Annotated in this window: 17 protein-coding genes; 11 read left to right on the top strand and 6 right to left on the bottom strand. The window is 72.2% G+C overall.

Annotated features, from left to right (window positions below):
* Positions 1–219: 219 nt before the first annotated feature.
* Positions 220–1,134 (top strand): HipA family kinase, encoded by a 915-nt coding sequence (locus ACWD1U_RS01120; RefSeq protein ID WP_451103563.1) that lies wholly within the window; start codon positions 220–222, stop codon positions 1,132–1,134.
* Positions 1,131–1,400, top strand: coding sequence for a SelT/SelW/SelH family protein (locus ACWD1U_RS01115; protein ID WP_030242193.1), 270 nt, complete (start codon positions 1,131–1,133; stop codon positions 1,398–1,400). The genes ACWD1U_RS01120 and ACWD1U_RS01115 overlap by 4 nt, the downstream gene beginning before the upstream one ends.
* 16 nt (positions 1,401–1,416) lie before the next feature.
* Here the strand turns inward: ACWD1U_RS01115 and aceB are convergent, their stop codons facing one another.
* Together aceB and ACWD1U_RS01105 are read right to left on the bottom strand one after the other, a co-directional pair.
* Entirely contained in the window at positions 1,417–3,042 is a 1,626-nt protein-coding gene (aceB, locus tag ACWD1U_RS01110) for a malate synthase A (RefSeq protein ID WP_451103562.1), read from the bottom strand.
* A 236-nt stretch (positions 3,043–3,278) separates the two neighbouring features.
* A complete protein-coding gene (locus tag ACWD1U_RS01105) occupies positions 3,279–3,893 on the bottom strand; it encodes a nucleotidyltransferase family protein (protein ID WP_451103561.1) in 615 nt (204 codons plus the stop codon).
* A 246-nt stretch (positions 3,894–4,139) separates the two neighbouring features.
* On the opposite strand from ACWD1U_RS01105, the gene ACWD1U_RS01100 reads away from it, so the two are divergent.
* Positions 4,140–4,466 (top strand): DUF5955 family protein, encoded by a 327-nt coding sequence (locus tag ACWD1U_RS01100; protein WP_451103560.1) that lies wholly within the window; start codon positions 4,140–4,142, stop codon positions 4,464–4,466.
* A 529-nt stretch (positions 4,467–4,995) separates the two neighbouring features.
* On the opposite strand, the gene ACWD1U_RS01095 is transcribed toward ACWD1U_RS01100, so the two are convergent.
* Positions 4,996–5,793: an IclR family transcriptional regulator gene (locus tag ACWD1U_RS01095; protein WP_451103559.1), complete on the bottom strand. Its 798-nt coding sequence runs from the start codon at positions 5,791–5,793 to the stop codon at positions 4,996–4,998.
* Between the two features lie 236 nt (positions 5,794–6,029).
* Here ACWD1U_RS01095 and allB point away from each other — a divergent pair, with 236 nt between their 5' ends.
* On the top strand, positions 6,030–7,370 hold the full coding sequence (gene allB, locus ACWD1U_RS01090; RefSeq protein WP_451103558.1) for an allantoinase AllB: 1,341 nt from the start codon (positions 6,030–6,032) through the stop codon (positions 7,368–7,370).
* A gap of 37 nt (positions 7,371–7,407) precedes the next feature.
* Entirely contained in the window at positions 7,408–8,523 is a 1,116-nt protein-coding gene (gene alc / locus ACWD1U_RS01085) for an allantoicase (RefSeq protein ID WP_451103557.1), read from the top strand.
* 216 nt (positions 8,524–8,739) lie between these two features.
* On the opposite strand, the gene ACWD1U_RS01080 is transcribed toward alc, so the two are convergent.
* A complete protein-coding gene (locus tag ACWD1U_RS01080) occupies positions 8,740–9,483 on the bottom strand; it encodes an SDR family oxidoreductase (protein WP_451103556.1) in 744 nt (247 codons plus the stop codon).
* Positions 9,484–9,642: 159 nt separating this feature from the next.
* Between ACWD1U_RS01080 and ACWD1U_RS01075 the strand changes: the two genes are divergently transcribed.
* Complete coding sequence (locus ACWD1U_RS01075) at positions 9,643–10,269, top strand: dihydrofolate reductase family protein (protein WP_451103555.1); 627 nt, start codon at positions 9,643–9,645, stop codon at positions 10,267–10,269.
* 132 nt (positions 10,270–10,401) lie between these two features.
* On the opposite strand, the gene ACWD1U_RS01070 is transcribed toward ACWD1U_RS01075, so the two are convergent.
* Positions 10,402–10,635 carry a hypothetical protein gene (locus ACWD1U_RS01070; protein WP_451103956.1) on the bottom strand — a complete coding sequence of 78 codons (234 nt, stop codon included), beginning with the start codon at positions 10,633–10,635 and terminating at the stop codon, positions 10,402–10,404.
* Positions 10,636–10,837: 202 nt separating this feature from the next.
* Between ACWD1U_RS01070 and ACWD1U_RS01065 the strand changes: the two genes are divergently transcribed.
* Together ACWD1U_RS01065 and ACWD1U_RS01060 are read left to right on the top strand one after the other, a co-directional pair.
* Positions 10,838–12,055 (top strand): histidine kinase, encoded by a 1,218-nt coding sequence (locus ACWD1U_RS01065; protein ID WP_451103955.1) that lies wholly within the window; start codon positions 10,838–10,840, stop codon positions 12,053–12,055.
* A gap of 122 nt (positions 12,056–12,177) precedes the next feature.
* Positions 12,178–12,852, top strand: a complete 675-nt coding sequence (locus ACWD1U_RS01060; RefSeq protein WP_451103554.1) for a response regulator transcription factor — start codon at positions 12,178–12,180, stop codon at positions 12,850–12,852.
* Positions 12,853–12,878: 26 nt separating this feature from the next.
* Here the strand turns inward: ACWD1U_RS01060 and ACWD1U_RS01055 are convergent, their stop codons facing one another.
* Positions 12,879–13,901 carry a Gfo/Idh/MocA family protein gene (locus ACWD1U_RS01055; RefSeq protein WP_451103553.1) on the bottom strand — a complete coding sequence of 341 codons (1,023 nt, stop codon included), beginning with the start codon at positions 13,899–13,901 and terminating at the stop codon, positions 12,879–12,881.
* 128 nt (positions 13,902–14,029) lie between these two features.
* Between ACWD1U_RS01055 and ACWD1U_RS01050 the strand changes: the two genes are divergently transcribed.
* From ACWD1U_RS01050 to ACWD1U_RS01040, 3 genes are all read left to right on the top strand, one after another.
* Complete coding sequence (locus ACWD1U_RS01050) at positions 14,030–14,767, top strand: GntR family transcriptional regulator (protein WP_451103954.1); 738 nt, start codon at positions 14,030–14,032, stop codon at positions 14,765–14,767.
* 118 nt (positions 14,768–14,885) lie between these two features.
* Positions 14,886–16,034: an ROK family glucokinase gene (locus ACWD1U_RS01045; protein ID WP_451103552.1), complete on the top strand. Its 1,149-nt coding sequence runs from the start codon at positions 14,886–14,888 to the stop codon at positions 16,032–16,034.
* Positions 16,031–16,612 (top strand): sugar kinase, encoded by a 582-nt coding sequence (locus ACWD1U_RS01040; RefSeq protein WP_451103551.1) that lies wholly within the window; start codon positions 16,031–16,033, stop codon positions 16,610–16,612. Before ACWD1U_RS01045 ends, ACWD1U_RS01040 begins: the two co-directional genes overlap by 4 nt.
* Positions 16,613–16,679: the final 67 nt, after the last annotated feature.

Raw genomic sequence — 16,679 nt, 5'->3', positions numbered from 1 at the left:
CTCCGGCTGTCACGCTTGGTTACTATGCTCACTTCATGCCGGAGGCCGGAGGCAAGGGGCGCACCGCCCTCGACGGATCGCTGGGGAGGAAGGGAGACGAGCGTGCCAGTCGGAACTCCCCAAGTTCTCCCCAGGGGTGATCGTGGGTGTTTCCCCGGAGTGCAGCACCTCGGAGGTAGTCGTGGGATGTAAGGCAGATGCGCGACGGGACCTTCGTAAGTGCTGAGAGAGGTCGCGGCAACCCGCTACATCGAGCCCTTGCGCTCCGGTGGCTCCGTCCCCGGAGTCGTCGAGGCGGACGACCTCGGCACCTATGTCGTCAAGTTCACCGGCTCCGCGCAGGGACGCAAGGCGCTGGTCGCCGAGGTGATCGTGGGTGAACTGGCCCGGGCCCTCGGGCTGCGCTTCCCCGAACTGGTCCTCGTGCACTTCGATCCGGCGATCGCGGACCACGAGCCGCACCAGGAGGTGCGGGGCCTGCACACGGCCAGCGCGGGCGTCAACCTCGGCATGGACTACCTGCCGGGCGCCAGGGACCTCACCCCGGAGATCGCCCGGGTCTTCCCCGTCGATCCCCTGGAGGCGGGGCGGATCGTCTGGCTGGACGCGCTGACGGTGAACGTCGACCGCACGGTCCACAGCTCCAACCTGCTGGTCTGGCCCACCCTGGGCGTGGCGCCCCCGCGCCTGTGGCTGATCGACCACGGCGCCGCCCTCGTCTTCCACCACCGCTGGGAAGGCTCGGACCCCGCGAAGGCGTACGACTTCCGGCACCACGCCCTCGGCCACTACGGTCCCGACGTCCGGGCCGCCGACGCCGAATTCGCGCCGAAGGTGACCGAGGAACTGCTGCGCGGGATCCTCGCCGAGGTCCCGGACGCCTGGCTCGCGGCCGACCCGGCCTTCGCCGCTCCGGAGGCGGCCCGCGAGGCGTACGTGACGTACCTCCACGCGCGCGTGCGCGCCTCCGGGTCGTGGCTGCCCTCCGACTTCCCCGATCGGGAGGAACTCGCCGCCGAGGAGGCCCTGCGGGCGGCGAAGAACCAGCAAGGACGCCCCGCATGGCTCAAGCAGGTTCCCGACCTGCACGGCAAGCCCGCGGCCCAACAGGATTGGTCGGTGCACCTCGGATGAGTGGCCGTGTCGAGATCGAGTACTGCACCCAGTGCCGTTGGCTGCCCCGCGCGGCCTGGCTGGCGCAGGAGCTGCTCACGACCTTCGAGGCCGAACTGACGGAACTGGCCCTGAAGCCGGGCACCGGCGGGGTGTTCGTCGTGCGCGTCGGCGACGAGGTGGTCTGGGACCGCCGCGAGCAGGGTTTCCCCGAGCCGACCGCCGTGAAGAAGGCCGTACGCGACCGAGTGGCCCCGGGGAAGACCCTGGGCCACTCGGAGCGCTAGGCGTTCGACCCGCTGGTCAGCCCTTGAGCTGCTCGTACGCCGGCAGTGTGAGGAAGTCGGCGTAGTCCTCGTCGAGGGAGACCTTCAGCAGCAGGTCGTGCGCCTGCTGCCAGTTGCCGGCCGCGAAGGCCTGCTCGCCGATCTCCGCCCTGATGCTCGCGAGTTCCTCGGCGGCGACCTTGCGGGCGAGGTCGGCGGTGACCCGCTCGCCGTTGTCGAGGACGACGCCCGCGTTGATCCACTGCCAGATCTGGGAGCGGGAGATCTCGGCGGTGGCCGCGTCCTCCATCAGGTTGAAGATCGCGACGGCGCCGAGGCCGCGCAGCCAGGCCTCGATGTAACGGATGCCGACCTGCACCGCGTTGACGAGACCCGCGTACGTCGGCTTGGCGTCGAGCGAGTCGATGGCGATGAGGTCGGCTGCCTTGACGTCGACGTCCTCGCGCAGTCGGTCCTTCTGGTTGGGCTTGTCGCCGAGGACCTTGTCGAAGGATTCCATGGCGATCGGGACCAGGTCGGGGTGGGCGACCCAGGAGCCGTCGAAGCCGTCCCCGGCCTCGCGGTCCTTGTCGGCGCGGACCTTCTCGAAGGCGACCTTGTTGACCTCGGCGTCCCGGCGGGAGGGGATGAAGGCCGCCATGCCGCCGATGGCGTGCGCGCCGCGCTTGTGGCAGGTGCGGACGAGGAGTTCGGTGTAGGCCCGCATGAACGGGGCGGTCATCGTGACCGCGTTGCGGTCCGGCAGGACGAACTTGGCGCCGCCGTCACGGAAGTTCTTGACGATGGAGAACAGATAGTCCCAGCGGCCCGCGTTCAGCCCGGAGGCGTGGTCGCGCAGCTCGTAGAGGATCTCCTCCATCTCGTACGCGGCCGTGATCGTCTCGATGAGGACGGTCGCCCGGACGGTGCCCTGCGGAATGCCGCAGTACTCCTGCGCGAAGACGAACACCTCGTTCCAGAGGCGGGCCTCCAGGTGGGACTCCGTCTTGGGGAGGTAGAAGTACGGGCCCTTGCCGAGGTCCAGCAGGCGCTGGGCGTTGTGGAAGAAGTACAGGCCGAAGTCGACGAGCGCGCCGGGCACCGGGGTGCCCTCGGGGGCGACGAGGTGACGCTCGTTCAGGTGCCAGCCACGCGGACGCATAACGACCGTGGCGAGCTCCTCGTTGGCCTTCAGGGCGTACGACTTGCCGGACCCCGGGTCCGTGAAGTCGATGTTCCGGGTGTAGGCGTCGGTGAGGTTGAGCTGGCCCAGGATCACGTTCTCCCAGGTCGGCGCGGAGGCGTCCTCGAAGTCCGCGAGCCACACCTTGGCGCCCGAATTGAGGGCGTTGATGGTCATCTTGCGGTCGGTGGGGCCGGTGATCTCGACCCGGCGGTCGTTCAGGGCCGCCGGGGACGGGGCGACCTTCCAGGAGTCGTCGGCGCGGATCGCGGCCGTCTCCGGGAGGAAGTCGAGGGTGGAGGTGCGGGCGATCTCGGCGCGGCGCTCGACGCGGTGGGCGAGGAGTTCGTCACGCCGGGGCGTGAACCGCCGGTGCAGCTCGGCCACGAAGGCGAGTGCCGCTTCGGTGAGGACCTCCTCCTGCCGGGGCAGGGGCTCGGCGTCGACGATGGCCAGCGGGGACGGCGCTGGAGCGGACATGAACGGTCACTTCCTTCAGCGAGCTGTGAAGACGAACCGGCGGTGGCACCGGGTGCCAGTCTTCCCGGACACGGCGTTCGGCGCCCGCGATGGGGCCCCCTGCTCGAGCGAAGCCGAGAGCTGGGAGGTCGGGCGCTTCTGAACGGTGGATACTAGTTTCCTCATGGTGGAAGTTCAATCGTGTTGATGTCGAGACTCTCCGGATCGAGGCAGGATGGCGCTCCGTGCCACCCCGTTCACTCAAGGTGGGCCAGGTCGGCCTCGGTGTCGATGTCGTAGGGCCGGGCCACGTCACCGCACTCCACGAGCGTGATGGCCGGCGCGCGTTCCTTCAGATAGGCGCGTGCCCCCCGGTCCCCGGTGGCAGTCGCGGCGATGCCCGCCCAGTGGGCGGCGCCGAACAGCACCGGATGACCGCGCACCCCCTCGTACGCGGCCGAGGCGAGGGACTCCTCGTTCTCGTACGCCCCCAGGACCCGGGCGACCGCCTCCGGGCCGATGCCGGGCTGGTCGACGAGCGAGACCAGGCAGGCCCGGGCACCCGTACCGGCGAGCGAGCCGAGCCCGGCCCGCAGGGACGTCCCCATGCCCCGCTCCCAGACGGGGTTGTCCACCAGGACGCAGCCGGGCAGCGAGGCCCGTGCGCGCACCTCGTCGGACCGTGCGCCCAGGACCACATGGACGGTCGTGCAGCCGCCCTCCCGCAGGACCCGCACCGCGTGCTCCACGAGCGGACGCCCCCGGTGCGTCAGCAGCGCCTTGGGTCGCCCGCCGAGCCGCCGCCCGCCGCCAGCCGCGAGCAGCAGTCCCGCGACCGGACGCGTCCCGCCCGTCGTCTCCCGTGTCGTCATGGCTCCTGCATACCGCACGCCCCGCGCGTGCCCCGGGCGGCGCGGTGCGAGCGCCGCACGGGCGTGCGCCTCGGGCCTGAAAGTCACGTAGCGAAACAAGTCGATGACGCAATGGACTGGCGCCCGGTGGCCCGCGTCGTTTACTGTCGCCCGCACCGACGGGCCGGGCGCCCGACCAGGGCCCGGTGTGGGGGACTTCGCGTCGGCAGGGCACGCACACGAGAACGTGCGAGGGGGAGGACTGTGTTGCGGAGCGTGGAGCAGAAGCGGCAGGGGCCTGTGACCGGCGCCGACGAGGACCCGCGCGTGACGGAGCTGCGCTCCGCCGTGTCCCGGCTGCGTCGCCGACTGGCCGCCCATCCCGGCGACTTCGCCGACCGGAGCATCGCCGAGGAGGAACTGGCCGCCCTGGACGCCATGGCCGCCACCGGCGCCGCCGAGATCCCCCGGCTGCGTCGCTCCCTGCTGCTGATCGCCGGCGCGATCGGCTCGGTGAGCGCCCTGTCCCCGGAGCTCGCGGAGGTCCGGCAGGCGGTGGACCTCTTCGGAGGGCCGGTGCGCGGGCAGGGCTAGGCGCTCTGGCCGGCGCGGACGGAAGTCGTCCAGGAGACGTGGCCCTGCGGGCGGTTCGAGCCCCGGAGGGCGCGCACGGGCTACCGAGGCTGGTTCCCGCAGGTCCGAGCGTGGCGGCCTTCGCAGTCCCTGTCGTCGCCTCCCGGCACGCCCCGTCCTCCGGGCGACGACGGGACGACCTGAAAATGCCGGCGGGCCCGGGCTTGCCGTCGACCTGCCGGTAGCGGGCCTCGACGTCCCGGAAACAGGCCGGACCGGCCATCAGGCCGTTGCCGACCGGGTCGCAGCCGGACCAGGCGCACTCGACGCACGTCCTGGGAGCCGTGCCGGTCGGTGCAGCGGCCGGGCCAGTGCTGGTAGGGGTCCTTGCGCTATGAGCGTTCGATCAGGTCGCGTGGTCCGGTGCCGTGCATCGCAAGGCGCCGGAGGGCCCTGGTAGCGGAGCTACCTGGGCGTTTCGGCAACGCGGCGAGGCGCGGTGCCAGGCCGCGCGACCCGGGCGGGCACAGTGCAAGGACCCCTGACTCCGTCACGCGGGGCTCTGGCTGGCCAGGGCCTGGGACAGCTCCCCGGCGACCTGCTGGAGCACCGGCACGATCTTGTCCGTCGCCGCCTCCGTGACCCGGCCGGCCGGACCGGAGATGGAGATGGCCGCGGCGGTGGGGGAGTCGGGCACCTGCACCGCCAGGCAACGCACCCCGACCTCCTGCTCGTTGTCGTCGATCGCGTAGCCCTGGCGGCGCACGTCCTCCAGCGCCGAGAGGAACCCGTCGGGCGTCGTGATCGTCTTCTCCGTCGCGGCGGGCATGCCCGTCCGGGCGAGCAGGGCGCGCACCTCCTCCGGCGGGAAACCGGCCAGCAGGGCCTTGCCCACGCCCGTGGAGTGCGGCAGTACGCGCCGGCCGACCTCCGTGAACATCCGCATCGAGTGCTTCGACGGCACCTGCGCCACGTAGACGATCTCGTCCCCGTCCAGCAGTGCCATGTTCGCCGTCTCGCCGGTCTCCTCGACCAGTCGCGCGAGATACGGCCGCGCCCAGGTGCCCAGCAGCCGGGAGGCCGACTCGCCGAGGCGGATCAGGCGCGGGCCGAGCGCGTACCGCCGGTTGGCTTGCTGGCGTACGTACCCGCAGGCCACCAGCGTGCGCATCAGGCGGTGGATGGTCGGCAGGGGCAGTCCGCTGCTCGCGGACAGCTCGCTCAGGCCGACCTCGCCGCCCGCGTCCGCCATCCGTTCGAGCAGGTCGAAGGCGCGCTCCAGGGACTGGACCCCACCGTTCGCGGAGGACCGGGCGGAGTCGGTGGTGCTGGCGCTGGACGTCGGCACGGCGCGTTCCTTTCGGGGCTGGCGGAAGAGCTGAAGCCTACCCGGCAGTCGGTTGACTCCCCGGTTGTTCGTAGCTACGTTCTGCTTTCTGGAAGTTTAATTCCGCTTTGTGGAAACGTCCAGGAGTGGTCAAAGGAAGGTGCCGCGGTCCAGTGTGCCCTTGACGGCGCGGGAGAGGGAGTGAAGACTCCTTCAACAGAAAGTTGAATTCCGTTACGTGGAAGTAAGGGGTTCGGGTGTCCGACGCTGAACTGGTGCTCCGCTCGACACGTGTCATCACTCCCGAAGGGACGCGTGCCGCCTCGGTCGCGGTCGCCGGCGGCACGATCACGGCCGTCCTCCCGTACGACGCGCCCGTACCGGGGACCGCCCGCCTGGAGGACCTGGGCGACCACGTCCTGCTGCCCGGCTTGGTCGACACCCACGTGCACGTCAACGACCCCGGCCGCACCGAGTGGGAGGGCTTCTGGACCGCCACCCGCGCCGCCGCGGCCGGCGGCATCACGACCCTCGTCGACATGCCCCTCAACTCCCTGCCGCCCACCACGACCGTGGCGCACCTGCGCACCAAGCAGCTGGTCGCCGCCGACAAGGCGCACATCGACGTCGGCTTCTGGGGCGGCGCCCTGCCCGGCAACCTCAAGGACCTGCGCCCGCTGCACGAGGCCGGCGTCTTCGGCTTCAAGGCGTTCCTGTCGCCGTCCGGCGTGGACGAGTTCCCGCACCTGGAGCGCGACGCGCTCGCCCGCGCCATGGCCGAGATCGCCGCCTTCGACGGTCTGCTCATCGTGCACGCCGAGGACCCCCGCCTCCTCGCCTCCGCCCCGCAGGCGCCCGGCCCCCGGTACGCCGACTTCCTCGCCTCCCGCCCCCGGGACGCCGAGGACTCCGCCATCGCCCAGCTCATCCGCGAGGCGAAGGCCCTCGACGCGCGCGTGCACGTCCTGCACCTGTCCTCCAGCGACGCCCTGCCGATGATCGCCGCGGCGCGGGCGGAGGGCGTCCGCGTCACCGTGGAGACCTGCCCCCACTACCTGACCCTCACCGCCGAGGAAGTCCCCGACGGCGCCAGTGAGTTCAAGTGCTGCCCGCCCATCCGCGAGGCCGCCAACCAGGACCTGCTCTGGCAGGCACTGGCCGACGGCACCATCGACTGCGTCGTCACCGACCACTCCCCGTCCACCGCCGACCTCAAGACCGCCGACTTCGCGACGGCCTGGGGCGGCATCTCCGGGCTCCAGTTGAGCCTGGCGGCGGTGTGGACCGAGGCCCGGGGGCGCGGGCACGGCCTGGAGGACGTCGTCCGCTGGATGTCGGCGCGGACGTCCGCACTCGTCGGGCTCGACGACCGCAAGGGCGCCATCGCGGTCGGCCGCGACGCCGACTTCGCCGTCCTCGCCCCCGACGAGACCTTCACCGTCGACCCGGCGGCCCTGCAGCACCGCAACCACGTCACGGCGTACGCGGGCAGGACCCTGCACGGCGTCGTGAAGTCCACCTGGCTGCGTGGGCAGCGGATCGTCGCGGACGGCGAGTTCACCGAACCGAAGGGGCGGCTCCTCACCCGAACCAGCTGATCCCCATCCCGGACTTCGAAAGGCAGATCTGATCACCGTGACGGCGATTCCCAGCTTCACCGGCGATGCGAACCCCTACGGGGGCGGCGACCCGTACGCGGACTACCGCACCGCCGACTTCCCCTTCACCCCGTACGCCGATCTCGCCGACCGGCGTCTGGGTGCCGGTGTCATCGCCGCCAACGACGAGTTCTTCGCCCAGCGGGAGAACCTGCTGCTGCCCGGGCGCGCCGAGTTCGACCCCGAGCACTTCGGCCACAAGGGCAAGATCATGGACGGCTGGGAGACGCGCCGCCGCCGGGGCGCCTCCGCCGAGCACCCCTGGCCGACCGCCGAGGACCACGACTGGGCGCTGGTCCGCCTCGGCGCCCCGGGCGTGATCCGCGGGATCGTCGTCGACACCGCCCACTTCCGCGGCAACTATCCGCAGGCCGTGTCCGTCGAGGGCGCCTGCGTCGCGGGCTCCCCGTCACCCGAGGAACTCCTCGGGGACGATGTGAAGTGGACGACCCTCGTCCCGCGGACCCCGGTCGGCGGCCACGCGGCGAACGGTTTCGCCGTGGCCGTCGAGCAGTGCTTCAGCCACCTGCGGGTCAACCAGCACCCCGACGGCGGCATCGCCCGCCTGCGCGTGCACGGCGAGGTCGTCCCCGACCCCGCGTGGCTGGAGGTGCTCGGCACCTTCGACGTCGTCGCCCTGGAGAACGGCGGCCAGGTCGAGGACGCCTCCGACCGCTTCTACTCGCCCGCCACCAACACCATCCAGCCTGGCCGCTCCCGCAAGATGGACGACGGCTGGGAGACCCGGCGCCGACGCGACCTGGGCCACGACTGGATCCGCTACCGGCTCGCCGCCCAGGCGCAGATCCGCGCCCTTGAGATCGACACCGCGTACCTCAAGGGCAACAGCGCCGGCTGGGCGTCGGTGTCCGTCAAGGACGGCGAGGACGGCGACTGGCGGGAGATCCTGCCCCGCACCCGCCTCCAGCCCGACACCAACCACCGCTTCGTCCTTCCGGCCCCGGCCGTCGGCACGCACGCGCGCGTGGACATCTTCCCCGACGGCGGCATCTCCAGGCTCCGCCTGTTCGGCTCCCTGACCCAGGAGGGCGCGGGCCGGCTTGCGGCGCGGCACCAGGAGCTGGGCGGCTGAACCCCCCGCCCCGCGGGCGCACCGACCTGACAGCACCGGTGCGCCCCGCGCGTGCCTCACGGGGCGTGTGCCGGTCGCGCACCGTGGCCCGGCGTGCCTCACGGGGCGTGTGCCCCGTTCACCGAGAACGCTCCGTCCTTCACGGGGTGTCCGGTGCGACGCGAACCCTCCCGACCTCACGGCGCGTGTCCGCCGTCCACCGCGCCCCCCGGTGCCTCACGCGGCGTGTCCGCCGTCCACCGTGAACTCCGCCCCGGTCACGTAAGCCGCCCCGGCCAGATACGCCACCATCGAGGCCACCTCGTCGGCCGTCCCGAACCGCCCCAGCGCCGTCATCGCCGCCTGCCCGGCCGCGTACGGACCGTCCGCCGGGTTCATGTCGGTGTCGATCGGGCCGGGGTGGACGAGGTTCGCCGTGATCCCGCGCCCGCCCAGTTCCCTCGCCAGCGCCTTCGTCAGACCGATCAGCGCGGCCTTGCTCGTCGCGTAGAGCGTCCCGCCGGGCCCCGGCACGCGCTGGGCCATGCAGCTGCCGATCGTGATGATCCGCCCGCCCTCCGGCATCAGCGCGGCGGCCGCCCGGGACGCCAGGAAGACCGCGCGTACGTTGACCGCGAGAACCCGCTCCACGTCCGCCAGGGACAGGGTCTCCAGCGGCCCGAGCACCCCCACGCCCGCGTTGTTCACCAGCACGTCGAGCCCGCCCAGCGCCTCGGCGGCCGCGTGCACGACACCGGCCGCCTCGGCGGCGTCCGCCACGTCCGCGCGCAGCGCCACCGCCCGGCGCCCCAGCGCCTCCACGGCCCGCACGACGTCCTCCGCCGCCTCCTTGCCGTTCACATAGCCGACGGCCACGTCCGCGCCCTCCCGGGCCAGCCGCAGGGCCGTCGCCGCGCCGATGCCACGGCTCCCGCCGGTCACGAGAGCCGCCTTGCCGTCAAGAGTTCCTCGAGAAGTCATGCCTCCATCCCAGCGGTCGGCCGGGGGCGATGCCGGCGGCGAACGGACGTCGACTTGCTGCCCCGGGGCGCCGTACGGCCCAGCGATGAGTTGCGGGCGCCCGGGGGGTCTGAACCGATGGCAGCAGATCCCACGAGTTCCGGAAGGAAGGCACCCGCCATGGGCAAGCTCGTCTCCACCCTCTTCGTCACCCTCGACGGCGTCTACCAGGCCCCCGGCGGTCCGCACGAGGACACCCGCGGGAACTTCACGCACGGCGGCTGGAGCTTCCCGTACGCCGACGAGGACTTCGGCAGGTTCGTCAACGAGGTCTTCGCCCGCCCGGGCGCCTTCCTCCTCGGGCGCCGCACCTACGACATCTTCGCCACGTTCTGGCCGAAGGTGACCGACCCCGGCGACCCGGTCGCCTCCAAGCTCAACTCCCTGCCGAAGTACGTGTTCTCCTCGACCCTGACGGATCCCGGGTGGGCGGGTACCACCGTGCTGTCCGGTGACCTGGCCAAGGAGGTCACCGCCCTGAAGGAGCGCATCCACGGCGAGGTCCAGGTGCACGGCAGCGGCGCCCTCGTCCGGTCCCTGCTGGCGCTCGACCTCCTCGACACCCTCCACCTGCTGACCTTCCCGGTCGTGCTCGGCTCCGGGTTCCGGCTGTTCCCGGAGGGCGCCGTACCGACCGCGTTCGAACACGCCGGCGGGAGTGTCACCGGCGCGGGCGTCTCGATCCAGACGTACGACCTCAAGGGCCGCCCCGAGTACGGCGAGTACGCGCTGCCGGAGAACGCGTAGCCGGCCCACGCCGGCTTCCTCGGCGTCCGGACTACTACACGGCCGACCACTACGCGTCGTTCGACCTGGTCGACCACGACTGCCGAACCGGGCGGCCCCTCGTGCACGCCGGCCGGAAGTCCACCCGGGTGCTCAGACGGACTTCCGGCTCCCGGCCGCCGCGAACAGGGCGGCGCCCAGCACGAGCAGGGCGACGCTCGCGTACACCTCGTACCCGTCCAGGAAACCCCATCGCGGTACGAGGCCCCGGTTCCGGTCGACGAACTCGTGCACCAGGCCCGCCACGCCCCGCACCAGGGCGAGGACGCCGAGAATCCCCAGTACCTGCTTCGTGCCATGCCCCTCGCCCCCGCGGCCCCCACGCACATCGGCCTGCGGAGCGAGCACCCGGGGACACAAGGCCCTGTCCCGGTCCGCCGGCCGCGTCGAAAGTCTGAGGCGCCGCGACTTTGGTCGACGATCCCGCCCGAGGGCGGGTGGAACGGGCCGCGGCTGCGTAGATTTGCCGATCGTGAGTGGTGACCACGGGGGGCGGGCCTCCCCGGTGACGGTGGGGGAGACGCCCGCGCTGTTCACCGGGCGCAGATGGTTCTTTCCGTCGGCCCTCCTGCATGAACTCGACCCCGACGCCGCACGGGCCGGGCGGCGGCCCCGGCGTACCGCCCGCGACTGGGTCGTCGACTTCTCCTGCTTCGTGCTGGCCGTGACGGTGGGGGCCCTCGCCATCGAGGCGCTCGTCGCCAATCCCCATGTCCCGCCCTGGCTGGCCGTAGTCGACCAGGTGGTCGGCGCGCTGGCCTGCGCGGCGGTCTGGCTGCGCCGTCGCTGGCCGCTGGGGCTGGCCGTGGCGATGACGCCCATCACGTGCGTGTCGGACACCGCCGGGGGCGCGGGCCTGATCGCCTTGTTCACCCTCGCCGTGCACCGCCCCTTCCGGTACGTGGCCTGGGTCGGCGGCGTCAACGCCGCGCTGGTTCCCCTCTACTACTGGCTCCGCCCCGACGCGGACATCCCCTACCTGGTGGCCGTGCTCTTCGCCGTGCTGCTCACCGTGGCGATCGTCGGCTGGGGCATGTTCGTCCGGGCCAAGCGGCAGCTCATGGTGAGTCTGAGGGACCGCGCGCGGCGTGCCGAGACGGAGGCGCGGCTGCGGGCCGAGCAGGCGCAGCGGCTCGCCCGTGAGGCCATCGCGCGGGAGATGCACGACGTGCTCGCCCACCGGCTGACCCTGCTGAGCGTGCACGCGGGCGCCCTGGAGTTCCGGCCCGACGCGCCCCCGGCCGAGACGGTGCGGGCGGCGGGCGTGATCCGGGAGAGCGCGCACGAGGCCCTGCAGGACCTGCGGGAGATCATCGGCGTGCTGCGGGCGGGCGAGCCCGACGACACCGGCCGGCCCCAGCCGACGCTCGCGGCGCTGGAGACGCTCGTCGCCGAGTCCCGGGAGGCCGGCATGAAGGTCTTGCTGGACCGGCGCGTCGACGACCCCGCCGCCGTCCCGGCCTCCGTCGGCCGCACCGCCTACCGGATCGCCCAGGAGGGCCTGACCAACGCCCGCAAGCACGCCCCCGGCACGGAGGTCGCGGTCACGATCACCGGCGCACCGGGCGACGGCCTCACCGTCCGCGTGCACAATCCGCCCCCCGAGGGGGACGTACCACCCGTCCCCGGCTCCGGACAGGGCCTGATCGGCCTGACGGAACGGGCGACCCTCGCGGGCGGACGCCTCGAACACGGCCACACCCCCGCAGGCGGCTTCGAGGTCCGGGCGTGGTTGCCGTGGTCGTGAGCGCGCCCCGCCCCTGTCCGGCTGGGTACGGGGGCCTCAACCCGCCGTCCGGTACGAGAGGTTGGCGCGGAACCGGCGCACGTCCGTACCCGCCGCCGTCCGGCCGTGATTACGTGGGGCGCATGACTGTGATCAGACTGCTCCTCGTCGATGACGATCCGCTGGTGCGGGCCGGGCTGTCTTTCATGATGGGCGGCGCCGACGACATCGAGATCGTCGGCGAGGCCGCCGACGGCGCCGAGGTGGAGGCGCTCGTCGACCGCACCCGCCCGGACGTCGTCCTCATGGACATCCGGATGCCGACGGTCGACGGCCTCACCGCCACGGAGCGGCTGCGCGCCCGCAAGGACGCCCCGCAGGTGGTGGTTCTCACCACCTTCCACGCCGACGAGCAGGTGCTGCGGGCCCTGCGTGCCGGCGCCGCCGGTTTCGTCCTCAAGGACACCCCGCCGGCCGAGATCCTCGCGGCGGTGCGCCGGGTCGCGGCCGGCGACCCGGTCCTGTCGCCCACCGTCACCCGCCAGTTGATGCAGCACGCGGTCGGCTCCGCCGTCGACACGCGCCACCACCGCGCGCGGGAACGCATGGCCCTCCTCAACGACCGCGAGCGCGAGGTCGCCGTCGCGGTCGGCCGGGGCCTGGCCAACGCCGAGATCGCCACCGGCCTCTTCATGAGCGTCGCCACCGTCAAGACGCACGTCTCGCGCGTCCTGGCCAAACTCGACCTCAACAACCGTGTGCAGATCGCGCTGCTCGCCTACGACGCGGGCCTGCTGGAGGAGCGGGAAGGAAGCTGACCTCACCCTCACCCTCACCCTCGCCGTCAGACGTACGCGGCGGAGGTCCCGCCGGCGATCTCCGCGAGGCGGACCGGCTTGCGCTCCCGGCGTGACACCTCGCACGCCTCGGCGACCCGCAGCGCCTGCAGGGCCTCGCGCCCGTCGCAGGGGTTGGCCCGCTCGCCCCGGACGACCTCGACGAACGCGTTCAACTCCGCTTCGTAGGCCGAGCCGAAACGCTCCAGGAAGCCGGTCCAGGGCTTGTCCGCGGCCGGCGGTCCGGTCGGCTCGGTGGACGCGATCGGCGTACGGTCGTCCAGGCCCACCACGATCTGGTCGATCTCCCCGGCGACCTCCATGCGCACGTCGTAGCCGGCCCCGTTCAACCGGGTCGCGGTGACCGTGGCGAGCGTGCCGTCGTCCAGCGTGAGCAGCGCGGCGCCGGTGTCGACGTCACCTGCCTCGCGGAACATCGCGGGCCCGGCGTCGGACCCGGACGCGTACACCTCCGCAACCTCCCGGCCCGTCACCCAGCGCAGTACGTCGAAGTCGTGGATCAGCGTGTCCCGGTACAGCCCGCCGGACAGCGGCAGCCAGGCGGCGGGCGGCGGTGCCTGGTCGCTGGTCAGCGCCCGCACGGTGTGCAACCGCCCCAGCCTGCCGGACCGCACGGCCTCGCGCGCACCCGTGTAGCCCGCGTCGAAGCGGCGCTGGAAGCCCATCTGGAGCACCGTCCCGGCCGTCTCCACCTCGGCGATCGCGCTCATCGACCCCGGCAGATCCAGCGCGATGGGCTTCTCGCAGAACACCGGCAGGCCCGACCGTGCCGCCCGACCGATCAGTTCGGCGTGGGCCGACGTCGCCGTCGTGATCACCACGGCGTCGACCCCCCAGCGGAAGATCTCCTCCACGCCCGGCGCCGCCGTCTCACCCAGCCGGTGCGCCAGTTCCTGGGCCCGCGCGGGGTCCGCGTCCGTGAGGATCAGGGAGCCCACGTCGCGGTGCCTGCTGAGCGTGTTCGCGTGGATCGTGCCGATGCGGCCCGTACCGATGACGCCGATGCGCATGGAAACAAAGTGCGTGCGCGGCCCGCCACTGTCAATCCGCATGTCAGGACAATCTGACTACACGACTTCCCGTCAACAGCGCACGGAGCTACGCTCGGCCCGTGCCGAAACCAGAAGTGGACCCGACCGTGCAGCTCGAGCTGAGCGTGGACCGCAGCTCCCCCGTGCCGTTGTACTTCCAGCTGTCCCAGCAGCTGGAGGCCGCGATCGAACACGGCACGCTGACCCCCGGCAGCCTGCTGGGCAACGAGATCGAACTCGCCGCCCGGCTCGGCCTGTCCCGGCCGACCGTCCGCCAGGCCATCCAGTCGCTCGTCGACAAGGGCCTCCTCGTCCGCCGCCGCGGCGTGGGCACCCAGGTCGTGCACAGCCAGGTCAAACGCCCGCTGGAGCTCAGCAGCCTCTACGACGACCTGGAGGCCGCGGGCCAGCGCCCCGCCACCAAGGTCCTCGTCAACACGCTCGTCCCCGCCTCGGCCGAGGTCGCCGCCGCCCTCGGGGTCGCCGAGGACAGCGACATCCACCGGGTGGAACGCCTGCGCCTCGCCCACGGCGAGCCAATGGCCTACCTCTGCAACTTCCTTCCTCCCGGCCTCGTCGACCTCGACACGGGCCAGCTGGAGAACACGGGCCTCTACCGCCTGATGCGAGCGGCAGGCATCACCCTGCACAGCGCCCGCCAGTCCATCGGCGCGCGAGCGGCGACGACGGCGGAGGCGGACCGCCTGGCGGAGGAGACAGGCGCGCCGCTCCTGACCATGCAACGCGTCACATTCGACGACACGGGCCGTGCGGTGGAGTACGGAACGCACACGTACCGCCCGACCCGCTATTCGTTCGAGTTCCAATTGCTCGTGCGGTCGTAAGAGTTCCCGAGGCGCGCGGGGGACCGCGCGCTCAGCCCCCACATGCCCGCACTCGTCATGGATCCGCTCCGCCCCTGAGCTCCGCACTCCGCCTCCCCGTGAGGCAGAATCGGCGGCGATGAGCACCTACCGCGACTTCTCCGCCCCCATCGGCTCCCGCCGTGCCACCGTGCTCCGCACGGTCGGCACCCGGGAGCGCCGCTCACACCTGACGGCCCCCCGCGTGCCGACGGTCGGCATCGACATCGGCGGTACGAAGGTGATGGCGGGCGTCGTCGACGCCGACGGCAACATCCTGGAGATGCTCCGCACGGAGACCCCGGACAAGTCCAAGAGCCCCAAGGTCGTCGAGGACACGATCGCCGAGCTGGTCCTGGACCTCTCCGACCGGCACGACGTGCACGCCGTCGGCATCGGCGCGGCCGGCTGGGTCGACGCCGACCGCAACCGGGTGCTGTTCGCCCCGCACCTGTCCTGGCGCAACGAACCGCTCCGCGACCGCCTCTCGGGCCGGCTCTCCGTACCGGTCCTCGTGGACAACGACGCCAACACCGCCGCCTGGGCGGAATGGCGCTTCGGCGCCGGCCGCGGCGAGGACCACCTCGTCATGATCACGCTGGGCACCGGCATCGGCGGCGCGATCCTGGAGGACGGCCAGGTCAAGCGCGGCAAGTACGGCGTCGCCGGCGAGTTCGGCCATATGCAGGTCGTGCCCGGCGGCCACCGCTGCCCCTGCGGCAACCGCGGCTGCTGGGAGCAGTACAGCTCCGGCAACGCCCTGGTCCGCGAGGCCCGCGAACTGGCCGCCGCCGACTCGCCGGTCGCGTACGGGATCATCGAGCACGTCAAGGGCAACATCGGCGACATCACCGGCCCGATGATCACCGAGCTGGCCCGCGACGGCGACGCCATGTGCATCGAACTGCTCCAGGACATCGGCCAGTGGCTCGGCGTCGGCATCGCCAACCTCGCCGCCGCCCTCGACCCGTCCTGCTTCGTGATCGGCGGCGGGGTCTCGGCCGCCGACGACCTGCTGATCGGCCCCGCCCGGGACGCCTTCAAGCGGCACCTCACCGGCCGCGGCTACCGCCCCGAGGCCCGCATCGTCCGGGCCCAGCTCGGCCCGGAGGCCGGCATGGTCGGCGCCGCCGACCTCGCCCGGCTGGTCGCCCGCCGCTTCCGCCGCGCCAAGCGCCGCCGCGTGGAGCGGTTCGAGCGCTACGAGCGGTACACACAGTCGCTCCGCAGTACCCAGGAGACGTTGTGACCGCTTCCCTGCCCCACCAGGGCTCGTGGCCCGACGAGCCGGACCGTCCCGTCGAGGACCGCCGCCACATGATCCGCCGCAGGGCGCTCACCCTGCTGATCATCGTGCTGCTCATCGGCATCCCGGCCGGCTACCTGGTGATCTCCGCGAACCAGAGCCGCGACAGCGGCAAGGACAAGGAGGCGAAGTACTCGGCGACCGGCCTGACCGCCGGCTGGCCCTCCAAGCTCCAGCGCCGCATCTACCAGGTGCCCGTCCCGCACCCGGCCTGGCACGTGGCGTACTACGAGACCAACAACTGGAAGACCAGCCGCCTGTACGCCCAGTTCGAGACCAACGCGGCCGGACTTGACGCCTACCTGACGGGCCTGGGCGTGACCCGCGAGGACCTGAAGAAGGGCGACATCACCATCGGCGCCCGCGACCGGAAGGTCACCGGCTGGAAGTTCCCCGCGGGCGACGCCTGGTACGGCTTCGTCCACCGGCAGAAGAACCCGGCCCCCACGCACGACGTGGTCGTGGACCTGTCCAACCCGGCGTACCCCTGGGTGTACGTCGTGTCCCGGACCGTGCCCTGACTCCGCTGCCGGGACCGTTTGTCAGACCCCGCCCGTAGAGTCGGAGACAACTGATCCGACACACGGG

This window comes from Streptomyces sp. NPDC002788 (assembly GCF_053592115.1).
Note: the sequence above shows the minus strand (reverse complement) of the source record. Positions and strands in the feature narration are given on the sequence as shown.